A 22,726-nucleotide genomic window follows, 5' to 3' on the forward strand; every position below is an offset into this window, starting at 1 on the left:
CTGCAAACCTGAACGGAGCACCGTTCAGGTTAACTTTAATTCTTCACCATTGAAAGAATTTACTTCATCAACTAAGCTAAAACTTTGAACTGTATGGAAAAAAATCAAAACACCCGGGACGGAAGAAACCAAAGTATCTGGCAAAAAAACGTTTCAATGTTTAGTCCCGATTCAGCATTTGATTCAACCAAAACTTACGATGCGCTTATCGTTGGAGCGGGCATTACGGGCGTGACAACTGCTTTGCTGCTTCAAAAGGCTGGCTTACATTGTGTTATTGCCGAGGCTCATAATCCTGGCTATGGCACCACCGGTGGTACAACTGCACACATCAATACGTTTGCAGACACCACTTTTTCTGAAGTTGAAAGTGCGTTTAGCGAAAATTCCGCCAAACAATTCGCTATCTCCATTCAAGAATCTGTCGAACTGATCCATGCATTAGTTGAAACATATGAAATCGATTGTGATTTTGAATGGAAAAAGGGATATGTATATGCGCAGACAAAAGACGAAACCGAAGAGCTGGATGACATTTTAAATAGCTCCATCAAGGCGGGCGTTGAAGTTGCAGTTACCAATCAGGTCCCTGTCAATGTTGCGTTCCAGAAAGCTATTGTATTTGATCGGCAGGCGCAGTTTCATCCATTGAAGTATATCCATGCGCTACAAACTGAATTCACTAAACTCGGTGGAGTTTTAATTGAAAATACGCTTATTCAGGATATAACTTCCCAGAATGATGTGCATACTGCTTCCTCAACATCTACGCAAATTAAGGCAAAAGCTGTGGTGTATGCTACCCATATACCTCCGGGGGGAGTGAATGTGCTGCATTTTCGAAATGCTCCATACCGCAGTTATGTCATCGCCGCAACTTTAACAAATGACGACTATCCGGAAGGTTTGGTATACGACATGCAGGAACCCTACCATTATTTCAGAACGCATGTCATCGACGGACAATCTTATCTGATAGCGGGCGGACACGATCACAAAACAGGCCATGGCGATCCTAAGCAGTCATTTCTGGATTTGATTGAATTTACAAAAAAATGCTATCCAGTAAAAGAAATATTTACCCGATGGTCTGCACAATATTACGTTCCGGCTGATGGCCTCCCATACATCGGTAGCCTTCCGGGAGCATCTGATGGAATTTACACTGCCACCGGCTTCAATGGGAACGGAATGATTCTCGGAACTCTCTCGGCAATGATTTTGAGTGACTTGATCTTGCAAGGTGAAAGCGAATATGAAGAACTCTTCGATCCCGCCCGTATCAAGCCCATTGCCGGTTTTACTGAAACTATAAAAGAAAATGCAGATGTCGTAGCACGGTTCATAGGTGACCGTTTTGGTTTGGAAAAAATTGATTCAGTTTCCAAGTTACCGGCTGACTCTGGGGATATTGTAGAATATGATGGGCATAAGCTGGCCATTTATAAAGACTCAAACGGAGATGTGCAGGCACTCGATCCGGTCTGCACCCACACAAAATGCATTGTGAAATGGAACAATACAGAAAAAAGCTGGGATTGCCCTTGTCATGGGGCGCGTTTCGACACTGACGGCACAGTTCAGAGCGGTCCGGCACGCGAGAATCTTAAAAAAATTGCACTAAATATTTTGAAGGAAAACTGATCTTTTAATGGCACATACGCCGCACATTGCAGGGCTTTGGCTGGCATGGTATTTAACTGAACACGCGGCGATAAGTCAACACTTAACATAAAAACAAAACTATGAAAACTACTAAAAACAAAACGTCCGAGAAGAAACAACTTACAGGTCAGGATGGTGAAAAATTAAAAGTATTGTTCGTAGATGGCTTGAAAGACATTTACTGGGCTGAGAAAAATTTGGCTAAGGCACTTTCAAAGCTTGCAAAAAGTGCAACCTCAGAAGATCTGAAATCAGCTTTCGATCTGCATAAGACACAAACTGAGGAGCATGTTGCCACAGTTGAGCAGGTATTTGAAATTATCGGAGAAAAAGCTCAGGTAAAAAAATGTGCTGCAATGGAGGGACTCATCGAAGAGGCTAACGAAATTATCGAAAGCACGGAAAAAGGTACTTTGGTTCGTGACTGTGGATTGATCATGGCTGCACAGAAGGTGGAACATTATGAAATCGCTTCGTACGGAACACTTCGTAACATTGCCCGAACACTTGGCTATGAAGAAGTGGCTACCCTGTTGCAGCAAACGCTTGATCAGGAAGGCGAAACAGATCAAATATTGACAACACTTGCTGAGTCCTACGTTAATGAGCAGGCAAGTGTAGAGTAAGCATAAATTCATTTTTATACTATAAAAGCCGATTTAAATAGTCGGCTTTTATAGTTTTACACAGATCACGAAAATCACAGCACTTAGCTACCAGGCTAATTGTTTATGTCATTCCTAAATGGATCATTAAAATACTGTTGTTCGATCGCTTCCTCGTCTTTGATCTGCTCATTTTCGTGTGTGAAATTCGATTCGGGCGTTTTTGACAGGGGTATATTTTGGGGTATGAAATCATGTCTGGCTCCGGGTTTGCTGTAGTCATATGGCCAGCGGTAGACGGCGGGTAAGTAACCCGGCCAGTTTCCATGTCCGTACCCCACCGGCGATGTCCACTCCAATGTATTGGATTGCCAAGGATTAATTAGCGCTGTCTTTCCATTGAAAATACTATATAAAAAATTATAGAGAAATATGAACTGAGCCACAAACGCGAGGAGCGCAGCGAAGAATATAAATTCGTTCATATCCATAAACTTGTTTGTAAAATCATTGCTGGTAAATGCGTAATAACGCCTGGGGAAACCGGCAATTCCAATGTAGTGTAATGGAATAAAAACCAGATAAACGCCGATGAATGTCATCCAGAAATGAATTTGGCCAAGTTTATAATTCATCATTTTGACAAACATTTTTGGAAACCAATGATACACGCCGGCCAGCAATCCAAAGGCAGAAGCAGCGCCCATCACCAGGTGAAAGTGTGCAACCACAAAATAGGTATCATGTAGCTGAATATCAAGTGCGCTGTTTCCCAGAATTATCCCGGTAAGTCCGCCAGAGACAAAGAATGACACCAAACCAATTGCAAAAAGCATTGCAGGCGTAAAAACAATATTTCCCCGCCACAGCGTGGTAATATAATTAAACGCCTTAACAGCGGATGGTACCGCGATGATCAAAGTCAGAAACATGAAAACCAATCCTAAAAATGGATTCATTCCCGAAACAAACATGTGATGCGCCCAAACAATAAACGACAGAAACGCAATCCCGAGCATGGAAACGATCATGGCACGGTAGCCAAAAATTGGCTTGCGGGCGTTTGTGGCTATAATCTCAGATGTTATCCCCAAACCGGGAAGAATTACGATATAAACCTCTGGATGCCCCAGAAACCAAAACAAATGCTGGAAAAGTATCGAACTTCCACCAACATTGGGCAAGGCTTCCCCGTTAATATAAATGTCTGAGAGGTAAAAGCTGGTACCAAAATGTCTGTCAAAAATCAGCAGCAAAACTGCTGAAAGTAATACCGGAAATGAAATAAGCCCTAGTATTGCTGTTATCAAAAAAGACCAGACCGTCAGCGGAAGCCGGCTGAATGACATCCCTCTTGTTCTTAAATTTATGACTGTGGTAATGTAATTGATCCCACCTAAAAGCTGTGAGATAATAAAAAAAGCCATACTTGCCAGCCACAAAGTCATCCCCACGCCTGATCCCGGGTGCGCTTGTGGTAAAGCACTCAGCGGAGGATACACCACCCAGCCTCCACCGGCGGGACCGGTTGAAATAAAAAGTGAAGAAAACATAATCACACTGGAAATAAAAAAGAACCATTATGAAAGCATATTCATAAAGCCCGAAGCCATATCGCGCGCACCCCTGTAGAGGAATTAAAAAATTACTGAACGTTCCGCTCAAACCGGCTGTAAGAACAAAAAACACCATAACGGTACCATGCATGGTAACTAATTCCAAATAAAAATTGGGATCCAACTTTCCCGTTTCCGAAATCCATTTCCCCAGTATGGGTTTTAGTAACGTAAAATTTGCATCCTGCATCCCAAGCTGCATTCTAAAAACAACAGACATAAAAAGGCCGATGATGGCCCAGAATATCCCGGTTATCAAATACTGCTTCGCGATGGTTTTATGATCCTGAGAAAAAATATATTTTGACCAGAAGCTTTGTGGATGATGATGCTCATCACTGTGTGCGGTCCACTCCTTGTTCAGCTGCAATTGACATAGTGATGTAGAGGTTTATTTCAGTAGTTAGAATTCAGAGCGGATAATTTACAGGCAATTGTCCGGATCAAAAACTACGATAATGAACATTTTTATCTAAGTACGTTCATAGATATACGCATTACCATAATCTTCAATCCAGACATATCCTAATAAGCATTTGGCTGGTTTAAGCCGTCGACTCGTTTTTTAGATCAATAGTTTATGCTTAGTTGTTCTCGTCAGACGTTGTCGGCTTAGTCGCCTGACCGGGAATCGACTTCTTTTTTTCGTCACTCATTGGTAAATCTTTGCGCGTGTCGACCGGCGATGTGTCTTTTCCAATAACAGTAGAATCAATCATCGATTCAGTCGCCTCACTTTGTTTGGTATCTTCCTTTTTGCCGCAGCTACTCATCATGGCCACGCAAATGCTTAAAATCAGGATTCGTTTCATCTTTTCTGTTTTGATAAGTTAATAAAAAATGTTAATCAGTTAACGGAGTCAATTTGGTCATGCTGTGTCTTGTGTTTCAACCAAGTGATCGATATGACAGACAAAAGCGCTGTTAAGCTTTTTAATTTGGATAAAGCAAAACTTTTGCACAATCGCCCCATTTCACTACCGTTCTGAAATGTTTTGATTTTAAACTGACCTGCTAATTAATTCTCCGTAATACTCTTTTTATTTCCCGCCGCGTTGTAAAAAACCGTTCCAGACGTGAAGCTTTTATAAAATTTGATTTTGATTATTAAGGCTGGCTGATCATCTGTTTCATTTGCTCTAACGCTGGTCAGCTTTGGGTGGCGGATATTATTGCCCCCAGCAGACGTTGCTGTTGCTGGCACAGTTTTCATAGGCGGGAGCCAAAAAAATTTATTTCATCATTTAATTAACCATTTCAATTATGAAAATTTTAAGCACAAAGGTTCACGGAATTTTAGACTATCTAAGTGGCATCCTGCTGATTGCGCTTCCATGGATATTGGGTTTTGATGATGTTGAAACTGCTTCACGCGTCGTTTTGGTAGTAGGCGTAATGATCCTTTTAATGTCTGTCTTGACCAATTACGAAGCCGGGTTTTTAAAAAGAATTCCGATGAATGTCCACCTCAATATTGATATTGTAACAGGACTGCTATTGGCCGCTTCGCCCTGGATTCTGGGTTTTTCCGATCAGGTTTATCTGCCACATCTTATCATGGGACTTTTTGAAACAGTTGCAGCTGCCGCCACATACCGCCAGCCAAAACTAGCAATGTAAGCTAAGTACTTGAAAAAAGAAGTATAGCCGTTGCAGTTAGTGCCTGTCAATTCCAGGGCGTAGAAATCCCCATAAAAAGACAGGCACGACTTTTACTAATCCGACCATCTCAATTCTGTTTTTATCTTCATTTAATGATTTATTTATGAGATTTCTAAGCACAAGAATACACGCCTTCATCGATTACATTTCCGCCGTATCATTTGTTGCCTTACCATGGATAGCAGGTTTTAACGACGTAATTGCTGCCACCTGGATTGTCATAGCTGTTGGGTTTATGATACTGACCATGTCGCTTTTCACGAATTATGAAGGCGGAATCATGGCCGCGGTACCCATGAAGATACACCTGATAGTAGACATCATTACCGGAATTACCGTTGCATGCTCTCCCTGGCTTTTTGGTTTCTCTGATAAGGTTTATTTGCCTTTTCTGATCTTCGGACTGTTCGAGGCTCTGGCAGCTCTGGCGACTTCACCCGACTCGAAAGCAGCATTGCCAGAAAACTTAGATGAGCAAAAAGTTGTATAAAATCGACAACATAGAAGTTACGATTTAGTATATATGTAGGTTTTGAACAACGAGTGTCAAAAGATATCACCAACGAAGTTCTCGTCGTATGGTTATTATCAGTGCTTGTGGATCGCAGAATCAGCTTTATGAGAAATTACAAATTGCCTGATCTGCCCTTTTTGCCAGGCATCAGCATCAGAAGCTGGCTTAGGCACGGGGATATCTATGCGGTTTTCTTTCTTCTTTTGGGTTGAAATATTAAATCTTTTATCCCTGTCATTCAGCAATTCACTATGAAGTTGACCATCTTTTGTAAATCCCATCATGATCATGGGTGCTCCAATTGGCAAAGTTCGCTGTTGATCTGTATGCCAGGTGTGAATTGTTTTTCCGTAAGTAGAAATTAGTTTCTCCATTAGTTCATGTTCTGCAATTTCCGGGATCCCAGGAGCGATCAGGGAACCAGAGCTCACCTCAAAGCTGTGACTATGCCAAAGCAGTTTCTCTTCCTGGCTGAGCGTTGCAAAAAGCTTAGACGTAATTATATATTCAATCCCCATAATTTTCGCATCGTCCTTATTCCCATCAAAAATGATAGCCTGGTACAAATCCTCATTAAGCTGGCTGACATAGTGATGTGCTTCCATCTGCGCATTTATGTTGCCATTATAAAAATGAAAACCATCCAGATAAGTGCTGAATTTTTTCAATGGATTTTTAGATTGAAGAAGGTCGGCACCTGTTGTCAGTAATTTATCTTTTCCCGTTTTCGAATCTCCCGGAGCCTCTACATTTGAGGAAGTATTACGCTCGCCACACGAAAAGAAAATTACAATAGGGATCAATAAATAAAAAGAGATATTTTTTTTCATCTGTCAGCGCGGTTGATAAGCTAAAACTTCCTAATGTTATTTTCCTGTACCGTTCAGCTTATCCGGAAACAACGCCTTTGCCATTTCCAGATGATGTTTAAGCGCGGGGATTTTCGAGTCTGCCCACTTTTTAATATCCGGGTCCTGTCCGCTGGTTGATTCTTTTTGAAAAAGTCCGATCGTTTCCTCGTGTGACGCGATCATCATATTCATATAAAGCATATCAAAACTTTCACCGCTCATGGCGGACAAACTATCGTACATCTGTTGCTTGGCCTGACTCAATTTTGCAGGAATAATAATTTGCTTTTTCTTAGCTAATGCTTTTAGCTCGCTGTTGACTTTCGAATGATCCTTAATCATCATTTTACCGAAATCTTTGTGTTTCGGCATTGTTGCACGTTTTGACGCCAACTCTCCAAGCTTTACTTCAAGCATTCCGCCATCTGCGGCGGCAATTACAAAGGCCTCATCAACAGAATCGCTGACCAACCGGGCTGAAAGAGGCGACAAAGCAGCCAATATTGTGCCTATTGCTAATAGAAAAATCGTTCTCATCGGATTATAATTAAGTTGAAAATATATTATTGCAATCAAAAAATCAGCGTTTTTGTGGAAAGTTTACTTATCCTGACTTAAAAGCTTCCCATCATTCCGCAGCACCAGGGTACGAAGAATACGGTGTGGCTTATTAAAAACCATGCCAGATTTTTGACATCCTGATTTTTCAGATTAATTGACTATTCGTCCCTCTCATTTCAGAAACATCTGGCAATTGCAATACTTCATCGGGCAGGTAGACCGCAGTACATAATTCCGGTGAGTTCAGATATTATAGATTTTACAAGCCAATAAACGTAGTATTTGCGTGATCTTAATCAGATAAAAACTATTTTTCAAAGCATCTCAGGGAGAGGCTAAATCAAAAGATTCATTGCGACCCAAAACTTGAAATAAGGTAAACTTTCAGCGAACTGATAAGGCTTTTGATTCTTAGGTTTTGTAGCTTCGGCCAGCCAATCCATTTGAAAAATTGCTTTTACTTGCCGTTTGTTTTGGCAAAGCATTGCTATCTAAAATGCGAAAAGCATATTTTTGTTTGAAGAAAAAAGGAGAATATTTTCTTTTAATAAAGTACCCCCCGACCTTAGTGGCGTAGTACCAAATTGTTCAGCTCATGTGGTAACGAACATGGCCCAAGAACCTATACCAAAGCTCATGACTAACATTATTCCAAAAAATGATTCGACCGTTTGCAGTGCTCCAAATAAATATAAAACGCCACTCAGGAGTTTCTGTACAAACCCACAGGCAATGTTAGCAAAGGAATAAAGCTAAAATGGAGCCAAATAATACCACCAACGCTCGGAATGAAGACGTTGGTGGTTCTAAATTTAGATAGGAATTAAATCAACGAGATATCGGCCGAAATTTTCCAGACTAAGAGGGATGAATTTTTCAAACCGCAATTCTTAGATTAGCAACTTTTTAACCCGCTCAGTTCCGGTTTTATAAATACCTGCGACTTTGTCCATACGGATTTTTAATTCTGCTTTGGATTTGTCATAGTCTTTCCACACTTCGCGCAGGCGGTCACTAATTTGTTTGCCAGTGGTATCATTGACCTCAAAGGTCCAGTCATCGAATCCTAAATCGTAGTACATCTGCCCTTTGATGGTATCTTCGGGTTGGCGCAGGTAAAAACATGGTGTGCCATTGGCAGCGGCTATTATCGGCGAATGACACTCAAAACTTAACACTGTATGTGCTTTGGCATAAATAGAGGCTGCTTCATCTGGAAGCCAGTACCCTCGTTTAACAATAAATGGTTTTACGTCGTCCGGCAAAGGATTGATAAGTAATTCATCCATAATTTCAACCTGATATGTCATTTCGGGACATACGAGAACTTTGTTTCCAGTTTCCCGTACCCAGGCTATCATCGCTTCCCGCAGTTTGGCATGGTCAACCTCTTTATATTTCTCATTGGTTTCTTCCACCATTTTTATCCGGTCGGCATTCCACCCGTTGTTGTTGGCATTAAACTTATGATAGGGCGTGTAGCGTAGACGAGGGATAGCGCAAATGAATTTTTTATCTTTCAAATCATTTTCTTTTAAAAATGAGGAGGCTTTTTTATCATCACGGATGTTGATAAAGAATGTGGCATCCGGAGCAAATTGAACGTGTTCACCTGTGATTCCAGCCTTTTTCAAGTGTTCGATCGACTTCGTTTCACGGGTATAGATAAACGCTGCCTTCTGCAGAATACTTTGGTGATATTGGCTTGGGTTTTCAAGTGTGGTGCCATAGATACCAAAGGGCTTGGAAGTATGTTTCATCCAGCTCGCCAGGTTATCAGCACCAACCAGCAATGGCCCCGACCCATGAATCATCACATCGGCTATTTTAAAGGCTTCAATGACTTCGGAATTATCCACGTCTTTGTCTTTATTTACGCTCCCGTAAATGATTTTAACTTTTGGAAAATTTTTATTGAGTAATTTCTTCACCTCTTCTCCATTGCTTCTTTTCCAAAGAATAATTTTTGCATCGGGTATATAAGTCTCCAGCACATGCAACAGTCCGGGTGTGTGACCGATATCTCCAATGTTTACATCCTGCCAACCTGAAACCAACAAAATGGTTGGATTGGCTTTTGTAGACGATTTTGTTATAAATGACGCTAATAATGAACCTACTGACAACAAGGCGGTTTGCCTGATAAACACGTTTCTTTTCATAATGTGGCTTGTATTGTAAGAATTTAAATAGAATTGCAGTTCAAAGCATCAGTTCCAATTACCATCGTGTAAACAGATCAAGCACCGAAATATCCCGGATTTTGCTGTAATTTAATGTCACGGTTGGCATCAATCGCCTTTTGAGGTATGTTCATTTGTTGCCAATAAGGGGTATAAAAGTCGAAAAACAATTGTTTTAGAAATGGAGTGTCAATAACAACAATTTTGATCTTTCAATAAAAAAGTAACATTAGCCATTTTAAAGTTGAGGTTTACTTTGTTAAATAAACCAGGATTTTTCTGCTGACTCATTTTGAATGGCGAAAAAACCCTGATTCTTGCTTTCGATACTATTCTGTCACTCAATAATGACTTTTCTGCTCTTTATATCATCATCACCTACGGTCCTGATTTTCAGGAAATAAATTCCGGTTTTAGGCGTCGATTTGGTTTGAACTTTCATAATACCCGCCCCTGTCGTGGTGGTATTCACTGGCATTCGCCGACCCGTAACATCAGCAAGTTCAACACTTTGAATCGCATCGCCGGGAAAACTTACAATGAAATTCCCTTTGTTCGGATTTGGATACACACGGCCATACTGCTCAGGTACTTTGGCTGAAATAATTACGGAAAATTCAGATTTTCCATCAAAATCCTGCTGTCTGAGTCTGTAATAATATGTTTTACCCGGAATTACATCCGCATCGGCGAATGAATAATGGGACAATTGCTGTTGGCTTCCATTTCCTTTCACAAATCCAATCGTTTTGAATAGTTTCGCGTCAGGGCTTCTTTCGATCTGAAAACCATTATTATTCATTTCTTCTGTTGTTGACCATTGCAGTACAATATCCGTCTCCTGTACCTGGGCGCTAAAAGAAATTAGTTTTACGGGCAGGGGACTTAAAAATTCTACTTTGTACGCAACGTCTTTAATGAATGCGGGAAGATTTAGTATCAAGGGATCCACAGCCTGGCTGCCATTAACGCGCAGGCCAGTCGCTTGCCTGTTCCCTGCATTCAAAGGATTATAGCGAATGCCGTTCACTGCTTCTGTGCTTCCGGTTACCGGATTTGTAAAAGTTACATTATAGGAACCAGGCTCCAATCCCGGAACTTCAATGGAAGCAGAACTAACGGGCGTAATCCCGTCAGGTGATGCCCATTCTCCATAGGCGAGATTAATGATATAGCCATAAGCCTTGTCCGTCCCGCTATATCCGTAACCTTCCAGTGATTTGGATTTCAGCACACCCGAGAAAGTGATTTTACTAAACTGGATCCAATCCTGCCCGCTATTATAGAAACGGATAGTATGGTTACCCGCAGGAATATTACCAAGTGTGAAAGTCTGCACAGCCGGTACCCAGGTTTGCATCAAAGCATCGTCAAGATATACCTGAATACTTTTATCTCCCGAACCGGATACACCATCTATAAAAAGAGAAGCATCCCCTGTTTCCGAAAAGGTTACGTTAAAATTTAACGAACGGTTACGATCGCCCTGCCAGGAACCATGAATGTAATTTGTCAAACCCGCCGTGTTACTTGCCGAGCCATCATTTCCAATGATACTGGTAAACGGATTTGGAACATTATATGCACCCCACTGCCACATATTGCCGGGCGTTACAGTTGCCGCTCCTGAGATAACGGGTGCACTTGCAAACGTCAGTTTCTGAGGCGTTCCGTTTCCGTCTTTAACCAGATCAATACCCTCAAGAAAAGAACCCAGTGGCTTAAAAACAGAGGACAGATTTTTAACATCAATATATTCTTTCCAAAACCAGAACATAGCAGGTGACGCATTCATCATACCGGTCCACATGGCTTTACGTACATGATCTCCCCAGTTATCAGGATGCGAACCGTCCTCAGGATATGCGGTTCCGGTTCCAAATTCCCCGTTCATACTTGATTTACTTAAATACTTATGAGCCTCTATCCCTGAATAAATAGCATTTTCAATGTTGTTGCTGTACGTATGCCATTGCAATACATCCATAGCTGTATTGTCATCAAACAGAGGTGTTGTAGAATCGTCCCCTCCCGAACTGGTTGAAATCAGATGTTTATTTACGTCAATACCTTTGATGAAGTGACTCATTTCATCATGCCAGGCATCGATTCCTGCATCCGTCCCGTCAGAAAATTCCACTTCGTTGAACAGCTCCCAGCTCAAAATGGCCTGAGAATAACCCCAGCGAGCCACAATATACCGATAAAGCTTTTTGGTTTGTTCTTTTGCCTGCGCATTGGTAAAAAACTCACCGGCATTTGTCAGAAAACCACCGTTAGCAGTGTTGTAGGGATTGTCCGCCCACTCCGCATTGACGGTAGAGGAAACTTGCCCATGATGCTGCAAAACAAGCTGCATATAAATCCCATGCTCTTCGTGCATCGCTATCACTTCATCAAGCACGCCCGCCGCTTTTTGACTGTACGTTCCCAGCCCAGAATACCAGTTTGACCAATGCGATTGTTTCCATTCCAGCGCCTGGCGGGCAAAATCTGTAAGCCAGTAACGCGTCCAGTTCACTTTGTTAGGAACAAGTTTGTTGGTAATCCAGTCGGCATAAAAACCGGAAAGCGTGCCACTGTTCCAGCAAAGATTAAGACCTACGGGATAGTAAGGGCTCTGATTATCAAATCTTAAAAATTGTTTATTTTGTGAATCCACGCGTATGAAGCCTTTGCCGATACCCGAATTCACATTGAAAGTGACTGGGTTCGATGTGCTAACCGCTCCATCATTTACCTTGATACGGATGCTATAATTTCCTGGCGCAACCGGACTGTAACGAAGTTTCCATTGTTTCTGACCTGAATCTTCCGTTGCATTCCAGAACGTTGATGACGCATCCCCCACCACCGTTGCCGGTACGTAATAAAAACACGGCACCGTCAGGATACTGCCGCCGGGCATTGTCACCTCAGCATCAACCTGCACGATATCGGTATCATAGGGATTGCTATAAACCTGATCAATATTGAATGATAATTCAACCTTTTCATAGGCCACAAAAACAGTCTTGTTTAGCTGCGGACTGATAACATTTCCAGCGTTGACTTTAAAAACAATTGCAACCAGCAACAGCGCAACCAGCGTAGATGTGCATCTCATAAAAATTTATGTTAAAATTTAAATTATAATTTTTAGGTAACTATTTCAATAAAGATCTGCTTTTTATCACCTGCTTTAAACAAGTCAAGGCAATCATTAAATTAACGGTAATATATATACGACACGGAATTTTATACATAGCCATTCATCTGTGAACATTTGATAATATCCTGATGCACATCGTAAACTTTAATCAAAAAAATGTTAATACGTTTTTTAAAAGCGAAGCATTCTTTCCTGCGCGTTATGGTATAGTTTGCAAAATTTCTGAGATTACTAAATTATACTTTGCTGTTGTATATCAGGAAGACGCATTGAACCAGAAAAAGAACCCCTCGATTTAAAATTATTTTTATTTTTTTTTGAATTAATTGGATACATAAAAATCATTTGTACGATTCCAAATGACAAATAATAAGGCTTTTGGCAAAAGCAATTCAAACTTGTGAAGTAACACGATTTTGAAGTGGGGGAAAGCAACGTTATATGGTATAAATGAACAGGCTTCTTTATTGAAAATCAAAATGGAGCATGGCTGATATCCATTCCAGCCGATTTTATTTTCAGACCCTTCCGGACCAATCTGTTTTTAAACGGGTATGGCTGATCTTATTACCACATTTACGTTTTGTATCCATTGGAATTATGCAAAAAGCTGGCCTTTTCTTCGTTCTTCATTCCAATTAAGTTTAACCTGGCCATCTTCCGTAAATGTTAAATCTATTTTTACGCAAACGCTTCCAGGTGTTTTCATTTTTGGTATGAAATCACCCGGAAGCTCCGTCTGCCGAATGCCTGAAAAGGCTGTCTTCCTATTTTCTTGCTTTAAATCTGTAACTGCCCGAACCGATCTTGAAAACAGACTTTCCGTCCTTATTCTCTACAAACATAATGCCCTGCTGACCTGAAACTGGTTTGCCGCCCTCTGTGATTTTTGAAGGATCCGGTGAGGGAATGTATATTACCGCCGAACTATTGACAGGGATCTCGACATTCATTTCTGTTATATTATCCTTTATATCACATTGAACGCTAATTCTTCCATACGGAGAATCGTAATGGGTATTCACAGAAGTAATATCTCCAACCAGCTCAGGATGAATGATGATTTCCTTGCTCGCAACAGTGGAAGGCGCATCCTGAATGCCAGACAATCCGCTGTAAAACCACTCCATCAAATGCCCCAGCATCATGTGGTTGTTTGAGGCATTGGTATTCGCCTGCCATGACTCAGTTAATGCAGTCGCTCCTTTTTTTAACTGATAACCATAACCCGGAACGTCAGTTCTGCTGTTCATATCATAGATAACTTCGCTGGCACCTGCCTGTTGTAATGCAAGTAACAGGTAACGAAAACCTACATCCCCGGCACTGAGATTGTTATTGCGTTCCTTTATGCCCGTTATCAGACTTTGGGTCACTGCCTCCCGGTTTTCCGGTTCAACAAGGCCCATGTATAGAGCCATAGCATTGGAGGTCTGGCTGTTTGTGGCGTAATTCTTTAATTTTTCGTTATAAAACTTCTTATTGAAAGCCTTTTTGACATTCTGCGCAAGCCGCTCATAATTTTCAGCTTCGCCCGGCTTATCCAGTAATTTAGCCGTTTGAGCCATGATCGATAAATCATAATAATAAACCGCCGTTGCGGTAACACCTGCTGGCGTAAGCTGCGGACTACCCGGATCTTTTGGACCAAGGTCATACCAGTCCCCCAGGCCATGCATCAGAATTCCGTCATTACTTTTACTCTCCAGGTAAGAAATATATTTTCTCATCATTGGATAACTCTCCTTCAGCAGCTTTTTATTCCCATACCATTTGTATAAATACCAGGGCAAGATTACGCTGGCACTACCCCATTCGGGAGAATCGCGGAAGGCTCCGGGGAAACGGGGATATTCGGGAGCGACACTTGGAATTAATCCCTCCTCGGTCTGCGACTGTTGCATATCCTGAACGATTTTCGCAAAGTATCTGGACACATCGTATTTATAGTGCATTGAACTTCCCATGAGATGCGCCACCTCGAGCCAACCGAGCTTTTCGCGGTGAGGGCAATCAGTAAGTATACTTGCCATATTGCTTCGGATACTCCAGTCGATGAGTGTGTCGATTTGATTAAACAGCACACTTGAACTGGAAAATGAACCTGCCTGAGGTGCGGAAGCGCGCGTATGCAATCCTTTTATATCTTCAACCACAGGCAATCCTTCCGGATTAGGCTCTCCTGCTGGAACTGCTCCCTCGATCTGAACATAACGAAATCCGTAATAGGTAAACTGGGGATGCCAGGTCTCGGACTGATGGCCATTTAGGCCGGTTCCACGAAGTATGTAATTAAAAAAAACAGGAAATCCGACAGCCTGCTGGTTTGCTAATTTATCGTTGGTGAGCAGTTCGGCAGGAGTAATTTTGACGCTGGCTCCCCTCTCACCCTTTACCGTCAGTTGCGGAAAACCTGACATATTTTGTCCCAGATCATAAACCCATATGCCTTTTTTAGGACTAACCGGTTTTTGGGATGTAAAAATCTCATGAATTTTGATTGGATCCTGCAACTGTGATGACAAACGAGGGGGCCCCTGCACCGCTACCGGCGCTTGCCAGGTCTGATCATTGAATCCAAAGCTCATCCAGCCGGATTTTTCCAGTGTTGCATTATAATCTTCTCCGCCGAAAACACTGCTGAAAGTTACAGGGCTTTGGGTCGCTTTCCATGTCAGATCACTGACGACGTTTTCAAAACTTCCGTCCGCATATTCGAGTTGAATATTTGCAATGAACATTGGATAACCATAACTGACCACTAGTTTTTTATACCGTTCATTAGGAATATTGTAAAAACCGTTACCCAACATTACACCAAAGGCATTCTCACCATTCTTAATCTGATTGGTAAGATCGAAGGTTACATACTGGGCAACTTTCGAATACTCTGTCCAACCCGGGTCCAGCACATGATCGCCCACTTTTTTGCCGTTTAGAAAAAATTCAAACTGGCCAAGTCCTGAGATATAGGCAGTGGCAGCTTTTATTTTTTTTCGAACCAAAACCTGTTTGCGAAACTGCGGTAAAACGTTGCTGGCAGGAGCCGGCTTGCCGATCAGTTTATCAAATGAATCTATACCTGGCACGATGCGGTCTGTTTCAGCTATTTTTTCCATCCCGATCCACTGCGCGCTGCCCCAGTCTATTTTATCTGGCAAACCCATTCGCCAAAAGGCAGGCTGGCTCCACTGTGAAGGTTTCCCCGCTTTACCCCAGACCATTACTTTCCAGTAATATTTTCTGCCTGGTTTTAGGTTGGCTCCTGAGAAAGCTATTTGAATGGATTCATCCGTCAATTGCTTTTCTGAATCCCACAGGTTTCCTTTTCCGGCATCCAGTTGCTGGGGTGAATCCGCAACGAGTATCCGGAATGCTGTTTGCCGCTGTCCGCGCTCCTTTGATAAAAGCTGCCAGCTCAGCTGTGGTCTGGCTGTTTCGATGCCCAAAGGATTTTCAGCATCTTCGCAACGCAGGTGATGCACTAATAGCTGTGCAGATACGGAGGTGGCCCATATGCTTAACAAGAATAAAATAAGCTGTAGTCTCATTATAGTTTTCAATATTTTGGCAAGATAAAAGCATAACAAATACAGGCAATGTTGATCTGAAAACAAATCCTTCATAACAGTCTCTATTTGTAATCACGCGTCAATTTTAATTAGTAACTAGGATTTTGTTCCAATGATAAATTGATCAACAACTCATTTTGTGGAATAGGAAATATTAACCGATCCTGCGTTACATTATATACATTACCAGTCAGATAAGGACGAATAGCCTGCTGTTTGGCTCCATAAGCCGTCATGACCGGGATTGCCTGACCTGTGCGCACAAGGTCCAGCCAACGGTGATTTTCAAAGGCGAGCTCGATCCGGCGCTCTTTTGCAATGGCTATCCGCAGGTCAGCCTGCGAGTTTGCCGTGGTAGCAGCAAGTTTTGCGCGGGTACGCACCTGGTTGAGAAGCACAATGGCCTCAGCCGATTTATTCTGCTCATTGAGGCTTTCAGCAAGTAACAGCAAAGCATCGGCATAGCGGTAGACCGGCCAGTTGTCGTTCGTGTTATTAAACTGGGCGTGTGGATGAAGGTATTTTTTCACGAATGGCTGCGCCACTACCTCACCAGCAGGATTAATATAACTGTCGGCTATGGAAGCAGCTTTACGCGCATCACCAGATTCGTAAGCGGCAAGCAGGTCACTGGTAGGAATATTCCAGTCTCCCAGGTTCTGGCTGTTGCCTGTCTGTCCGGTGATGTTTTTGGTGTCGGTAACACCTGGGGCAAACTGATAAGCGAAGTTACTTTGAACGCCCTGGGTCCCTTGCAGATACTGCACTTCAAAGATTGATTCAGCATTATTTTTATTGGCCGGATCGAATATCGATGCATAATCAGGCAAAAGACTGTAACCCAGCGCCGTCACGTCTTTAAGAACTTTCTCAGCTTCGGCATACTGTTTTTGAATCATATAAACATAAGCCAGCAGCATTTTTGCTGAGCCCTGCGTCGCCTGGCCTTTTACAGACTGGGTTTTGGGCAGGAGGGAAGCTGCATCGGTAGCATCGGCCAGAATTTGTTTGTATACATCAGCAGCCGACGAACGTGGCAAATTGGCTTCGGCAACCGTTCTCACTTCTTTCAGTTGCAGCGGCACTCCGCCAAAATACTGCACCAGATCCAGATAGTAGAACGCCCGAAGAAATTCTGCCTGACCTTTCAGATTATTTTTGATATCAGAACCGATATTAGCTGCATCGATCCGCACCAAAACGGCATTTGCTTTGGCAATTCCGGAATAGTTATTGATATACTTATTGAAGATATAGCTATTTGTCGCCACATCCGTAAACGTATTAATATTTTCTTTGTCCGTGATTTGTCCACCCCGGTTGCTATTGTTGAAAAGGTAATAGGTATTGTCTGAGCGCATCTCGCCCATCACATAGGCATCATTGTAAAGGCCCTGCAAAGGTCGGTAAATGCCGGTAACAGCTTTTGTAAAATCATCCTCAGATTGAAAAAAATCAGCTTCTGTGACACTGGTCTTCGGAGTCAGCTCAAGAAAATCATTTTGACAAGAACTAGCCCCTAAAAGAACCAGCCCGGCCATAAGCAATTTTATTTTCATAATTATAGTAGATTAAAGTCGATAAAATAATCTTATTTCAAATTCACGTTGATACCAAAACTGATCGTGCGTGGTACCGGATAGGAAGTATAGTCAATACCCTGAGTCAGTCCGTTTGTGCCGCTGTCATTTACTTCGGGATTTGCCCCATTGTAGCTGGTAAATACAAATGCCTGCTGCACGCTTCCATAAGCCCTGATGCTTTTGAAATAGTTATTTTTGGTAAGGGGAATGGTATAACCCAGGGTAATGTTTTTGATTGTCAGGTAGCTGCCGTTACTTACCCAGCGTGAATTGGTATTGCGCGCCAGCGGTGTACTTACAACGGCTCTTGGATGAACCCCGTCTCCCGGGTCCTGTTCTGATTTCCACCTTTTGGCCACATCTTTGGTCACATTGAAGACGCCATCCAGGTTCTGAATATATTCCAGAGTCCGGTTTTGAATATCATTGCCGTATTGCCCGGCAATAACCGTACTAAAATCAAAGTTACCATAGGACAGATTGTTGGTCATACCGAACATAAATTTAGGATTCGGATTTCCAATAATGGTTTTGTCGGCAACTGTAATAACCCCGTCCCCGTTTATATCAGCGTATTTCACAGTACCCACTGTGGATGGCCCGTCACCTCCCAGGTATTTAGGCGAAGCGTCAAGGTCAGCCTGCGTTTTGTATACCCCAAGGAATTTGTAACCAAAGAACGACCCGATAGGACTGCCAATCTGGATAATGTTTGGACCATTGGCATCGCCCCTTGGAAGAGCAGGATCATAAGGCCCCAGATTCAGCACGTTGTTCTTGATAAAGGTGATATTGAAATCTGTAGACCATTTAAGCTTTCCTACCAGGTTCTGCGTGCTGACAGCAAATTCATGTCCCTGAAATTCGAATTTTCCTACATTATCAGTTATGGTAGCAAATCCTGACTGGCGCGGTACACCCACGTTGAGCAGCATGTCAGACGTGGTTTTATGGAAATAATCGTAGGTCAGAAAAATTCTGCCTTTCAAAAGGCCTATGTCAAGGCCAACGTCCAGCTGATTAGACTTTTCCCAGCTCAGATTATCATTACCGATGTTAGATATGGTTGTACCATTGAACAACGCACCGTTGAAGGGGTAGTTAGTAGCACCGGTACGCGCGAGATAGCCATAATTACCAATGTTGAAATTACCATTGAGGCCGTAACCAGCCCGAAGCTTCAAAGTTGAAATAGCAGGAATTTTTGTCATAAAGGATTCATCCGACACATTCCAGCCAACAGATATCGCAGGAAAATTACCGTACTTGGTATTTGGTGCGAATCGTGACGAACCATCACGACGAAATGAAGCAGAAAGCAGATATTTCCCTTTGTAATTATAGTTCAATCTTGACACGAATGACACCAGAGACCATTCCTGCAGATCAAAACTTGGGGAGAACTGCGTACCGGCATTAAGGGTTTGTACCTTATCATTGGCGAAGCCAGTGGCACTGATGTTGCTAAAATCCTGACGAAATTTCTGGGCAGTATATCCGGCCAGCACATCAAAGTTATGATTGCCAAAAGCGCGTTTGTAGGTCAGGGTGTTTTCGGTCAGCCAGGAATAAAAAACGTTATTCAACTGGGAAGCACTTGTCTGAATTGGTGGCGCAGAAAACAGGCTGCCCGATGTTGAAGGCGTAAAATTATTAAACTGCTGATTGGTATAATCAATATTAATCGATGATTTGAAATTCAGATCTTTTAAGATTTCCAGTGTTCCATAAGCATTGGCTAAAATCCGGCCTGTGCGGTTACTGTTTTTAACCTGTTGGACCACATTGTACCAGTTAGGATTAGGAAATAAACCGGGTGACGTGGCCGTAAGGGGAATGGTCCCGTCAGGGTTTATCGAAGGTGCCAGCGGTGACGTGGCAATGGCACTCTGGATAATACCTCCGCCGAAAATATTGCCATCTGTATTTGGGGCTTCGTTGGTGACATAGCTTGGCGCAAGATTTACACCAACGGTAACTTTGTTATTGACCTTATAATCCGAATTTAGACGAACCGAATAGCGTTTGTAGCTGGAATTCAGCAGAACGCCGTTTTGGCTGATGTATCCTACCGTAGCTGCCGTGCTGAGTTTATCTTTACTGCTGGCCAGCGCCAGACTGTAATTCTGTATGGCCGCATCTCTTAAAAGCAGATCATACCAATCAGTCCCCTTTCCGGCATATTGAGCCGGATTTTGGTACTCAATCGGAATGCTTGTTGCCTGGCCAAGCCGAATTTTTTCCTGAAAAACTTCATTCTCGTACTGAGCAAATTCCTGGGCGTTCATCATATCCGGCCGGCCACGCTGAGGCACCTGCTGTACACCGTAACTTGCGTTAAAGCTGATGGTGGACCGCCCGTTTGCAGCTCTTTTTGTTGTAATCAATACTACCCCATTGGAAGCTCTTGACCCATACAACGCAGTTGCTGATGCATCTTTCAGGATTGAGAATGTTTCAATCTCATCAGGGTTAATGTTGCTGATATCGCCCACAATCGGAAAGCCATCCACTACATAAAGTGGCTGACTACTTCCGCTGATCGAAGCAGCACCACGAATCCGGATTGACATACCTCCCCCAGGAACGCCGGTTGTCTGTGAAATCTGAACACCTGGCGTTTTACCCTGAAGTTTCTGTGCAAACTGCGTTACGGGAATATCTTTGATTTCGCTGGCACTAATACTGGTTACTGCACCTGTAACATCAGCTTTTTTCTGGGTTCCATAAGCAATTACCACGACTTCGTTAAGTGCCTTGACATCCGGAATCAGGGTCACAGTCAGATTAGTTCTATTGTCCAGAGGCAATTCCTGGCTTACATAACCAATGAATGAAAATATCAGCGTCACATTTTGATCGGGCACGCTCAACTCGTAATTACCGTTGGCATCAGTAATTGAACCGCTTGTTGTTCCCTTAACAGACACATTTACGCCTGGCAATCCAGCGTCATTATCCGATGCCAACACCCTTCCAGTGACACGGACTGGTGTCTGTGCAGCCAGGTGTCTGTCCGCCCCCAAGACCAGAAACCCGGCAAGCAGCAGCCTGCAAAATAGCATCAGCCTCCTTTGGCAACAGGATAGCGCCACGTTTGATTTGTCGATTTGTTTCATAGTACAACTGTTATTGATTAGAAAAATTTATTTAAAAGCATCCCCTGTCAGCATATCTGAACGACATCTATTTTCAGAATCTCTCCCAGCTTTTTTAGCCTTGAACCGATATGTCCAATTCCAACAGCGCAATGATGTGCTGGTCCATGCCCGTTCCATAGTTCCACAAATGCACGTGCACCAGGCGAAAAACGATACCGGCTGTTAGTATTCCCTATTTCCAGAATAGGCCCTTCCACAGATTCACCTTCGGCAACAAGCAGCATCAGCTTTCCGGCGATGGTTTCCACAACGGACAACATTGTTATGGGACCAGTCCGAACAGACATCTCCACAGATAAACCTGACCCCACCTTGCCGTGATAAACTTCGAGTGGCCTTACCTTGGTTTTTCCTTGTGCGATCTGGATATGCCCTGGTCCGTCATGGCCCATGAGTACGACATCGTCTGTGTAATCCATGGCATAGTATTCGGTAAAAGATCCTCCTACTCCGAAACAGTCCATAATTTTCATCGCCTGCACGTTTTTGATTTCATACTCTCCGGCAACCGGGATCCCCCTGGCCGTCAGCAGCGAAGTACCCAGAATGATGGAGCTCATCGTGTCCTCATTGGACGGATTGCCAGTACCTTTGTGGTAGTAAGCCAGTGAACCCAGCGCATGCCTGTCAACAAGCTGATCCAATGCTACCGAAGTTCTTGCAGCACGTTCAAGTTCATACGTTGAACAGTCAGCCTGAATATCGAACCGCTCGTAAAATTCACTGACCCTATCCTGAATGGCGGCCATTCCGACAGCCTCCCTGAGTGCTGAAAGTTCATCTACCTCCAGAATTGTTACATTACCTCCAAACGTTATTAATTGTAAGGTTGGGTCGGAATAGATATCCAGCATCCCGTTATAATAGTTGCCCAGCAATCCCAGGTTGTTATAAGACATGCTGTTGGCTACCCTTGAAGCTTCAATCCATTCGTCGATTTGTTCCCACACAACAGGATCACCATGAAGCATTCCTGTGACCTGGTAAGCGGCAATTCCAGACCTTTTAAGCACATTCATGATCTCCGGGACCGGGCATGATCCACAAAACGCCAGCCACTCCCCGGTCATACGGGTACGGTCATTCATACTATTGATCCTTGTATAATCTATGGCTGGCGCAGGAGAAAGATTTAAAATCACAACAGGAACGCCAAGCCGGCGAACAACAGGCAATACTGTTGACGAAAGCGCATAGGTAGTGGCGTAAATAAATATTATTTCTACATCGGCCTGGCGAAACTGGTGCCCGGCCTTAATGGCTTGTTGAGCATTGTCTATAATACCCAGATTTATAACGCTGGTGTACGGTTTACCCAAACATTGTTCAACGAATTGCAGGTAGCCCGACAGTCTCTGTTTCAGGCCTTCAAACTGCGGCCAATAGGTATCCAGACCGATACCGAAAAGGCCAATTTTGAGTACATTTTTATGGTCGTCAGACGTGTGCGAAAACACTTTACTAACGGAATTTTGCTGTATTGAATGCATTGGTTGATATCAAAAAAAACAAATGAGTATCAAAAAAGATAAATTTTAACAAAGAGCCGGTTGAAATTTTAGTTAAATATTTAACCAACATTCGAATGACATTCTTTTTATA

General features: G+C 42.8%; 14 protein-coding genes and 1 pseudogene. 4 read left to right on the plus strand and 11 right to left on the minus strand.

Features of this window, described 5'->3' with window-relative positions; translation table 11 throughout:
• The first annotated feature begins 93 nt into the window (after positions 1-93).
• Both L0657_RS22325 and L0657_RS22330 read left to right on the plus strand, forming a co-directional pair.
• The gene (locus tag L0657_RS22325; RefSeq protein WP_235152987.1) at positions 94-1,644 is read left to right on the plus strand and encodes an FAD-dependent oxidoreductase; all 1,551 of its coding nucleotides are present in this window, start codon (positions 94-96) and stop codon (positions 1,642-1,644) included.
• Positions 1,645-1,745: 101 nt separating this feature from the next.
• Positions 1,746-2,291: a ferritin-like domain-containing protein gene (locus L0657_RS22330; RefSeq protein ID WP_235152988.1), complete on the plus strand. Its 546-nt coding sequence runs from the start codon at positions 1,746-1,748 to the stop codon at positions 2,289-2,291.
• 95 nt (positions 2,292-2,386) lie between these two features.
• Here the strand turns inward: L0657_RS22330 and L0657_RS22335 are convergent, their stop codons facing one another.
• The 3 genes and pseudogenes from L0657_RS22335 to L0657_RS22340 form a co-directional block, all read right to left on the minus strand.
• Positions 2,387-3,823 carry a cbb3-type cytochrome c oxidase subunit I gene (locus L0657_RS22335; RefSeq protein ID WP_409015096.1) on the minus strand — a complete coding sequence of 479 codons (1,437 nt, stop codon included), beginning with the start codon at positions 3,821-3,823 and terminating at the stop codon, positions 2,387-2,389.
• 70 nt (positions 3,824-3,893) lie between these two features.
• Positions 3,894-4,106, minus strand: a pseudogene (locus L0657_RS28185) (cytochrome c oxidase subunit I); the annotation flags it as partial.
• Between the two features lie 364 nt (positions 4,107-4,470).
• Positions 4,471-4,698: a hypothetical protein gene (locus L0657_RS22340; RefSeq protein ID WP_235152989.1), complete on the minus strand. Its 228-nt coding sequence runs from the start codon at positions 4,696-4,698 to the stop codon at positions 4,471-4,473.
• A 451-nt stretch (positions 4,699-5,149) separates the two neighbouring features.
• On the opposite strand from L0657_RS22340, the gene L0657_RS22345 reads away from it, so the two are divergent.
• Both L0657_RS22345 and L0657_RS22350 read left to right on the plus strand, forming a co-directional pair.
• Positions 5,150-5,506 (plus strand): SPW repeat protein, encoded by a 357-nt coding sequence (locus L0657_RS22345; RefSeq protein ID WP_235152990.1) that lies wholly within the window; start codon positions 5,150-5,152, stop codon positions 5,504-5,506.
• A gap of 145 nt (positions 5,507-5,651) precedes the next feature.
• Positions 5,652-6,038: a hypothetical protein gene (locus L0657_RS22350; RefSeq protein ID WP_235152991.1), complete on the plus strand. Its 387-nt coding sequence runs from the start codon at positions 5,652-5,654 to the stop codon at positions 6,036-6,038.
• A gap of 98 nt (positions 6,039-6,136) precedes the next feature.
• Here the strand turns inward: L0657_RS22350 and L0657_RS22355 are convergent, their stop codons facing one another.
• The 8 genes from L0657_RS22355 to L0657_RS22390 all read right to left on the minus strand — a co-directional run bounded on the left by L0657_RS22355 (position 6,137) and on the right by L0657_RS22390 (position 22,614).
• A complete protein-coding gene (locus L0657_RS22355; RefSeq protein WP_235152992.1) occupies positions 6,137-6,892 on the minus strand; it encodes an OBAP family protein in 756 nt (251 codons plus the stop codon).
• A gap of 36 nt (positions 6,893-6,928) precedes the next feature.
• Positions 6,929-7,450 (minus strand): DUF4142 domain-containing protein, encoded by a 522-nt coding sequence (locus tag L0657_RS22360; protein WP_235152993.1) that lies wholly within the window; start codon positions 7,448-7,450, stop codon positions 6,929-6,931.
• A gap of 914 nt (positions 7,451-8,364) precedes the next feature.
• Entirely contained in the window at positions 8,365-9,636 is a 1,272-nt protein-coding gene (locus L0657_RS22365; protein WP_235152994.1) for a polysaccharide pyruvyl transferase family protein, read from the minus strand.
• 358 nt (positions 9,637-9,994) lie between these two features.
• Complete coding sequence (locus L0657_RS22370; RefSeq protein WP_235152995.1) at positions 9,995-12,763, minus strand: T9SS type A sorting domain-containing protein; 2,769 nt, start codon at positions 12,761-12,763, stop codon at positions 9,995-9,997.
• Positions 12,764-13,575: 812 nt separating this feature from the next.
• Positions 13,576-16,359 carry an alpha-L-rhamnosidase gene (locus L0657_RS22375; protein ID WP_235152996.1) on the minus strand — a complete coding sequence of 928 codons (2,784 nt, stop codon included), beginning with the start codon at positions 16,357-16,359 and terminating at the stop codon, positions 13,576-13,578.
• A 110-nt stretch (positions 16,360-16,469) separates the two neighbouring features.
• The gene (locus L0657_RS22380; RefSeq protein WP_235152997.1) at positions 16,470-17,939 is read right to left on the minus strand and encodes a RagB/SusD family nutrient uptake outer membrane protein; all 1,470 of its coding nucleotides are present in this window, start codon (positions 17,937-17,939) and stop codon (positions 16,470-16,472) included.
• Between the two features lie 32 nt (positions 17,940-17,971).
• The gene (locus L0657_RS22385; protein ID WP_235152998.1) at positions 17,972-21,082 is read right to left on the minus strand and encodes a TonB-dependent receptor; all 3,111 of its coding nucleotides are present in this window, start codon (positions 21,080-21,082) and stop codon (positions 17,972-17,974) included.
• Between the two features lie 47 nt (positions 21,083-21,129).
• Positions 21,130-22,614 carry an arabinose isomerase gene (locus L0657_RS22390; protein WP_235152999.1) on the minus strand — a complete coding sequence of 495 codons (1,485 nt, stop codon included), beginning with the start codon at positions 22,612-22,614 and terminating at the stop codon, positions 21,130-21,132.
• Positions 22,615-22,726: the final 112 nt, after the last annotated feature.

Source organism: Dyadobacter sp. CY345 (assembly GCF_021502725.1).
Taxonomy (GTDB): domain Bacteria; phylum Bacteroidota; class Bacteroidia; order Cytophagales; family Spirosomataceae; genus Dyadobacter.

What these genes read in the sequence shown, in the direction of transcription:
- L0657_RS22325 (WP_235152987.1), top strand. Translation starts at nt 94, where the DNA reads ATGGAAAAAAATCAAAACACCCGGGACGGAAGAAACCAAAGTATCTGG.
- L0657_RS22385 (WP_235152998.1), bottom strand. Translation starts at nt 21,082, where the DNA reads ATGAAACAAATCGACAAATCAAACGTGGCGCTATCCTGTTGCCAAAGG.
- L0657_RS22335 (WP_409015096.1), bottom strand. Translation starts at nt 3,823, where the DNA reads ATGTTTTCTTCACTTTTTATTTCAACCGGTCCCGCCGGTGGAGGCTGG.
- L0657_RS22390 (WP_235152999.1), bottom strand. Translation starts at nt 22,614, where the DNA reads ATGCATTCAATACAGCAAAATTCCGTTAGTAAAGTGTTTTCGCACACG.
- L0657_RS22330 (WP_235152988.1), top strand. Translation starts at nt 1,746, where the DNA reads ATGAAAACTACTAAAAACAAAACGTCCGAGAAGAAACAACTTACAGGT.
- L0657_RS22365 (WP_235152994.1), bottom strand. Translation starts at nt 9,636, where the DNA reads ATGAAAAGAAACGTGTTTATCAGGCAAACCGCCTTGTTGTCAGTAGGT.
- L0657_RS22345 (WP_235152990.1), top strand. Translation starts at nt 5,150, where the DNA reads ATGAAAATTTTAAGCACAAAGGTTCACGGAATTTTAGACTATCTAAGT.
- L0657_RS22360 (WP_235152993.1), bottom strand. Translation starts at nt 7,450, where the DNA reads ATGAGAACGATTTTTCTATTAGCAATAGGCACAATATTGGCTGCTTTG.
- L0657_RS22340 (WP_235152989.1), bottom strand. Translation starts at nt 4,698, where the DNA reads ATGAAACGAATCCTGATTTTAAGCATTTGCGTGGCCATGATGAGTAGC.
- L0657_RS22370 (WP_235152995.1), bottom strand. Translation starts at nt 12,763, where the DNA reads ATGAGATGCACATCTACGCTGGTTGCGCTGTTGCTGGTTGCAATTGTT.
- L0657_RS22355 (WP_235152992.1), bottom strand. Translation starts at nt 6,892, where the DNA reads ATGAAAAAAAATATCTCTTTTTATTTATTGATCCCTATTGTAATTTTC.
- L0657_RS22350 (WP_235152991.1), top strand. Translation starts at nt 5,652, where the DNA reads ATGAGATTTCTAAGCACAAGAATACACGCCTTCATCGATTACATTTCC.
- L0657_RS22380 (WP_235152997.1), bottom strand. Translation starts at nt 17,939, where the DNA reads ATGAAAATAAAATTGCTTATGGCCGGGCTGGTTCTTTTAGGGGCTAGT.
- L0657_RS22375 (WP_235152996.1), bottom strand. Translation starts at nt 16,359, where the DNA reads ATGAGACTACAGCTTATTTTATTCTTGTTAAGCATATGGGCCACCTCC.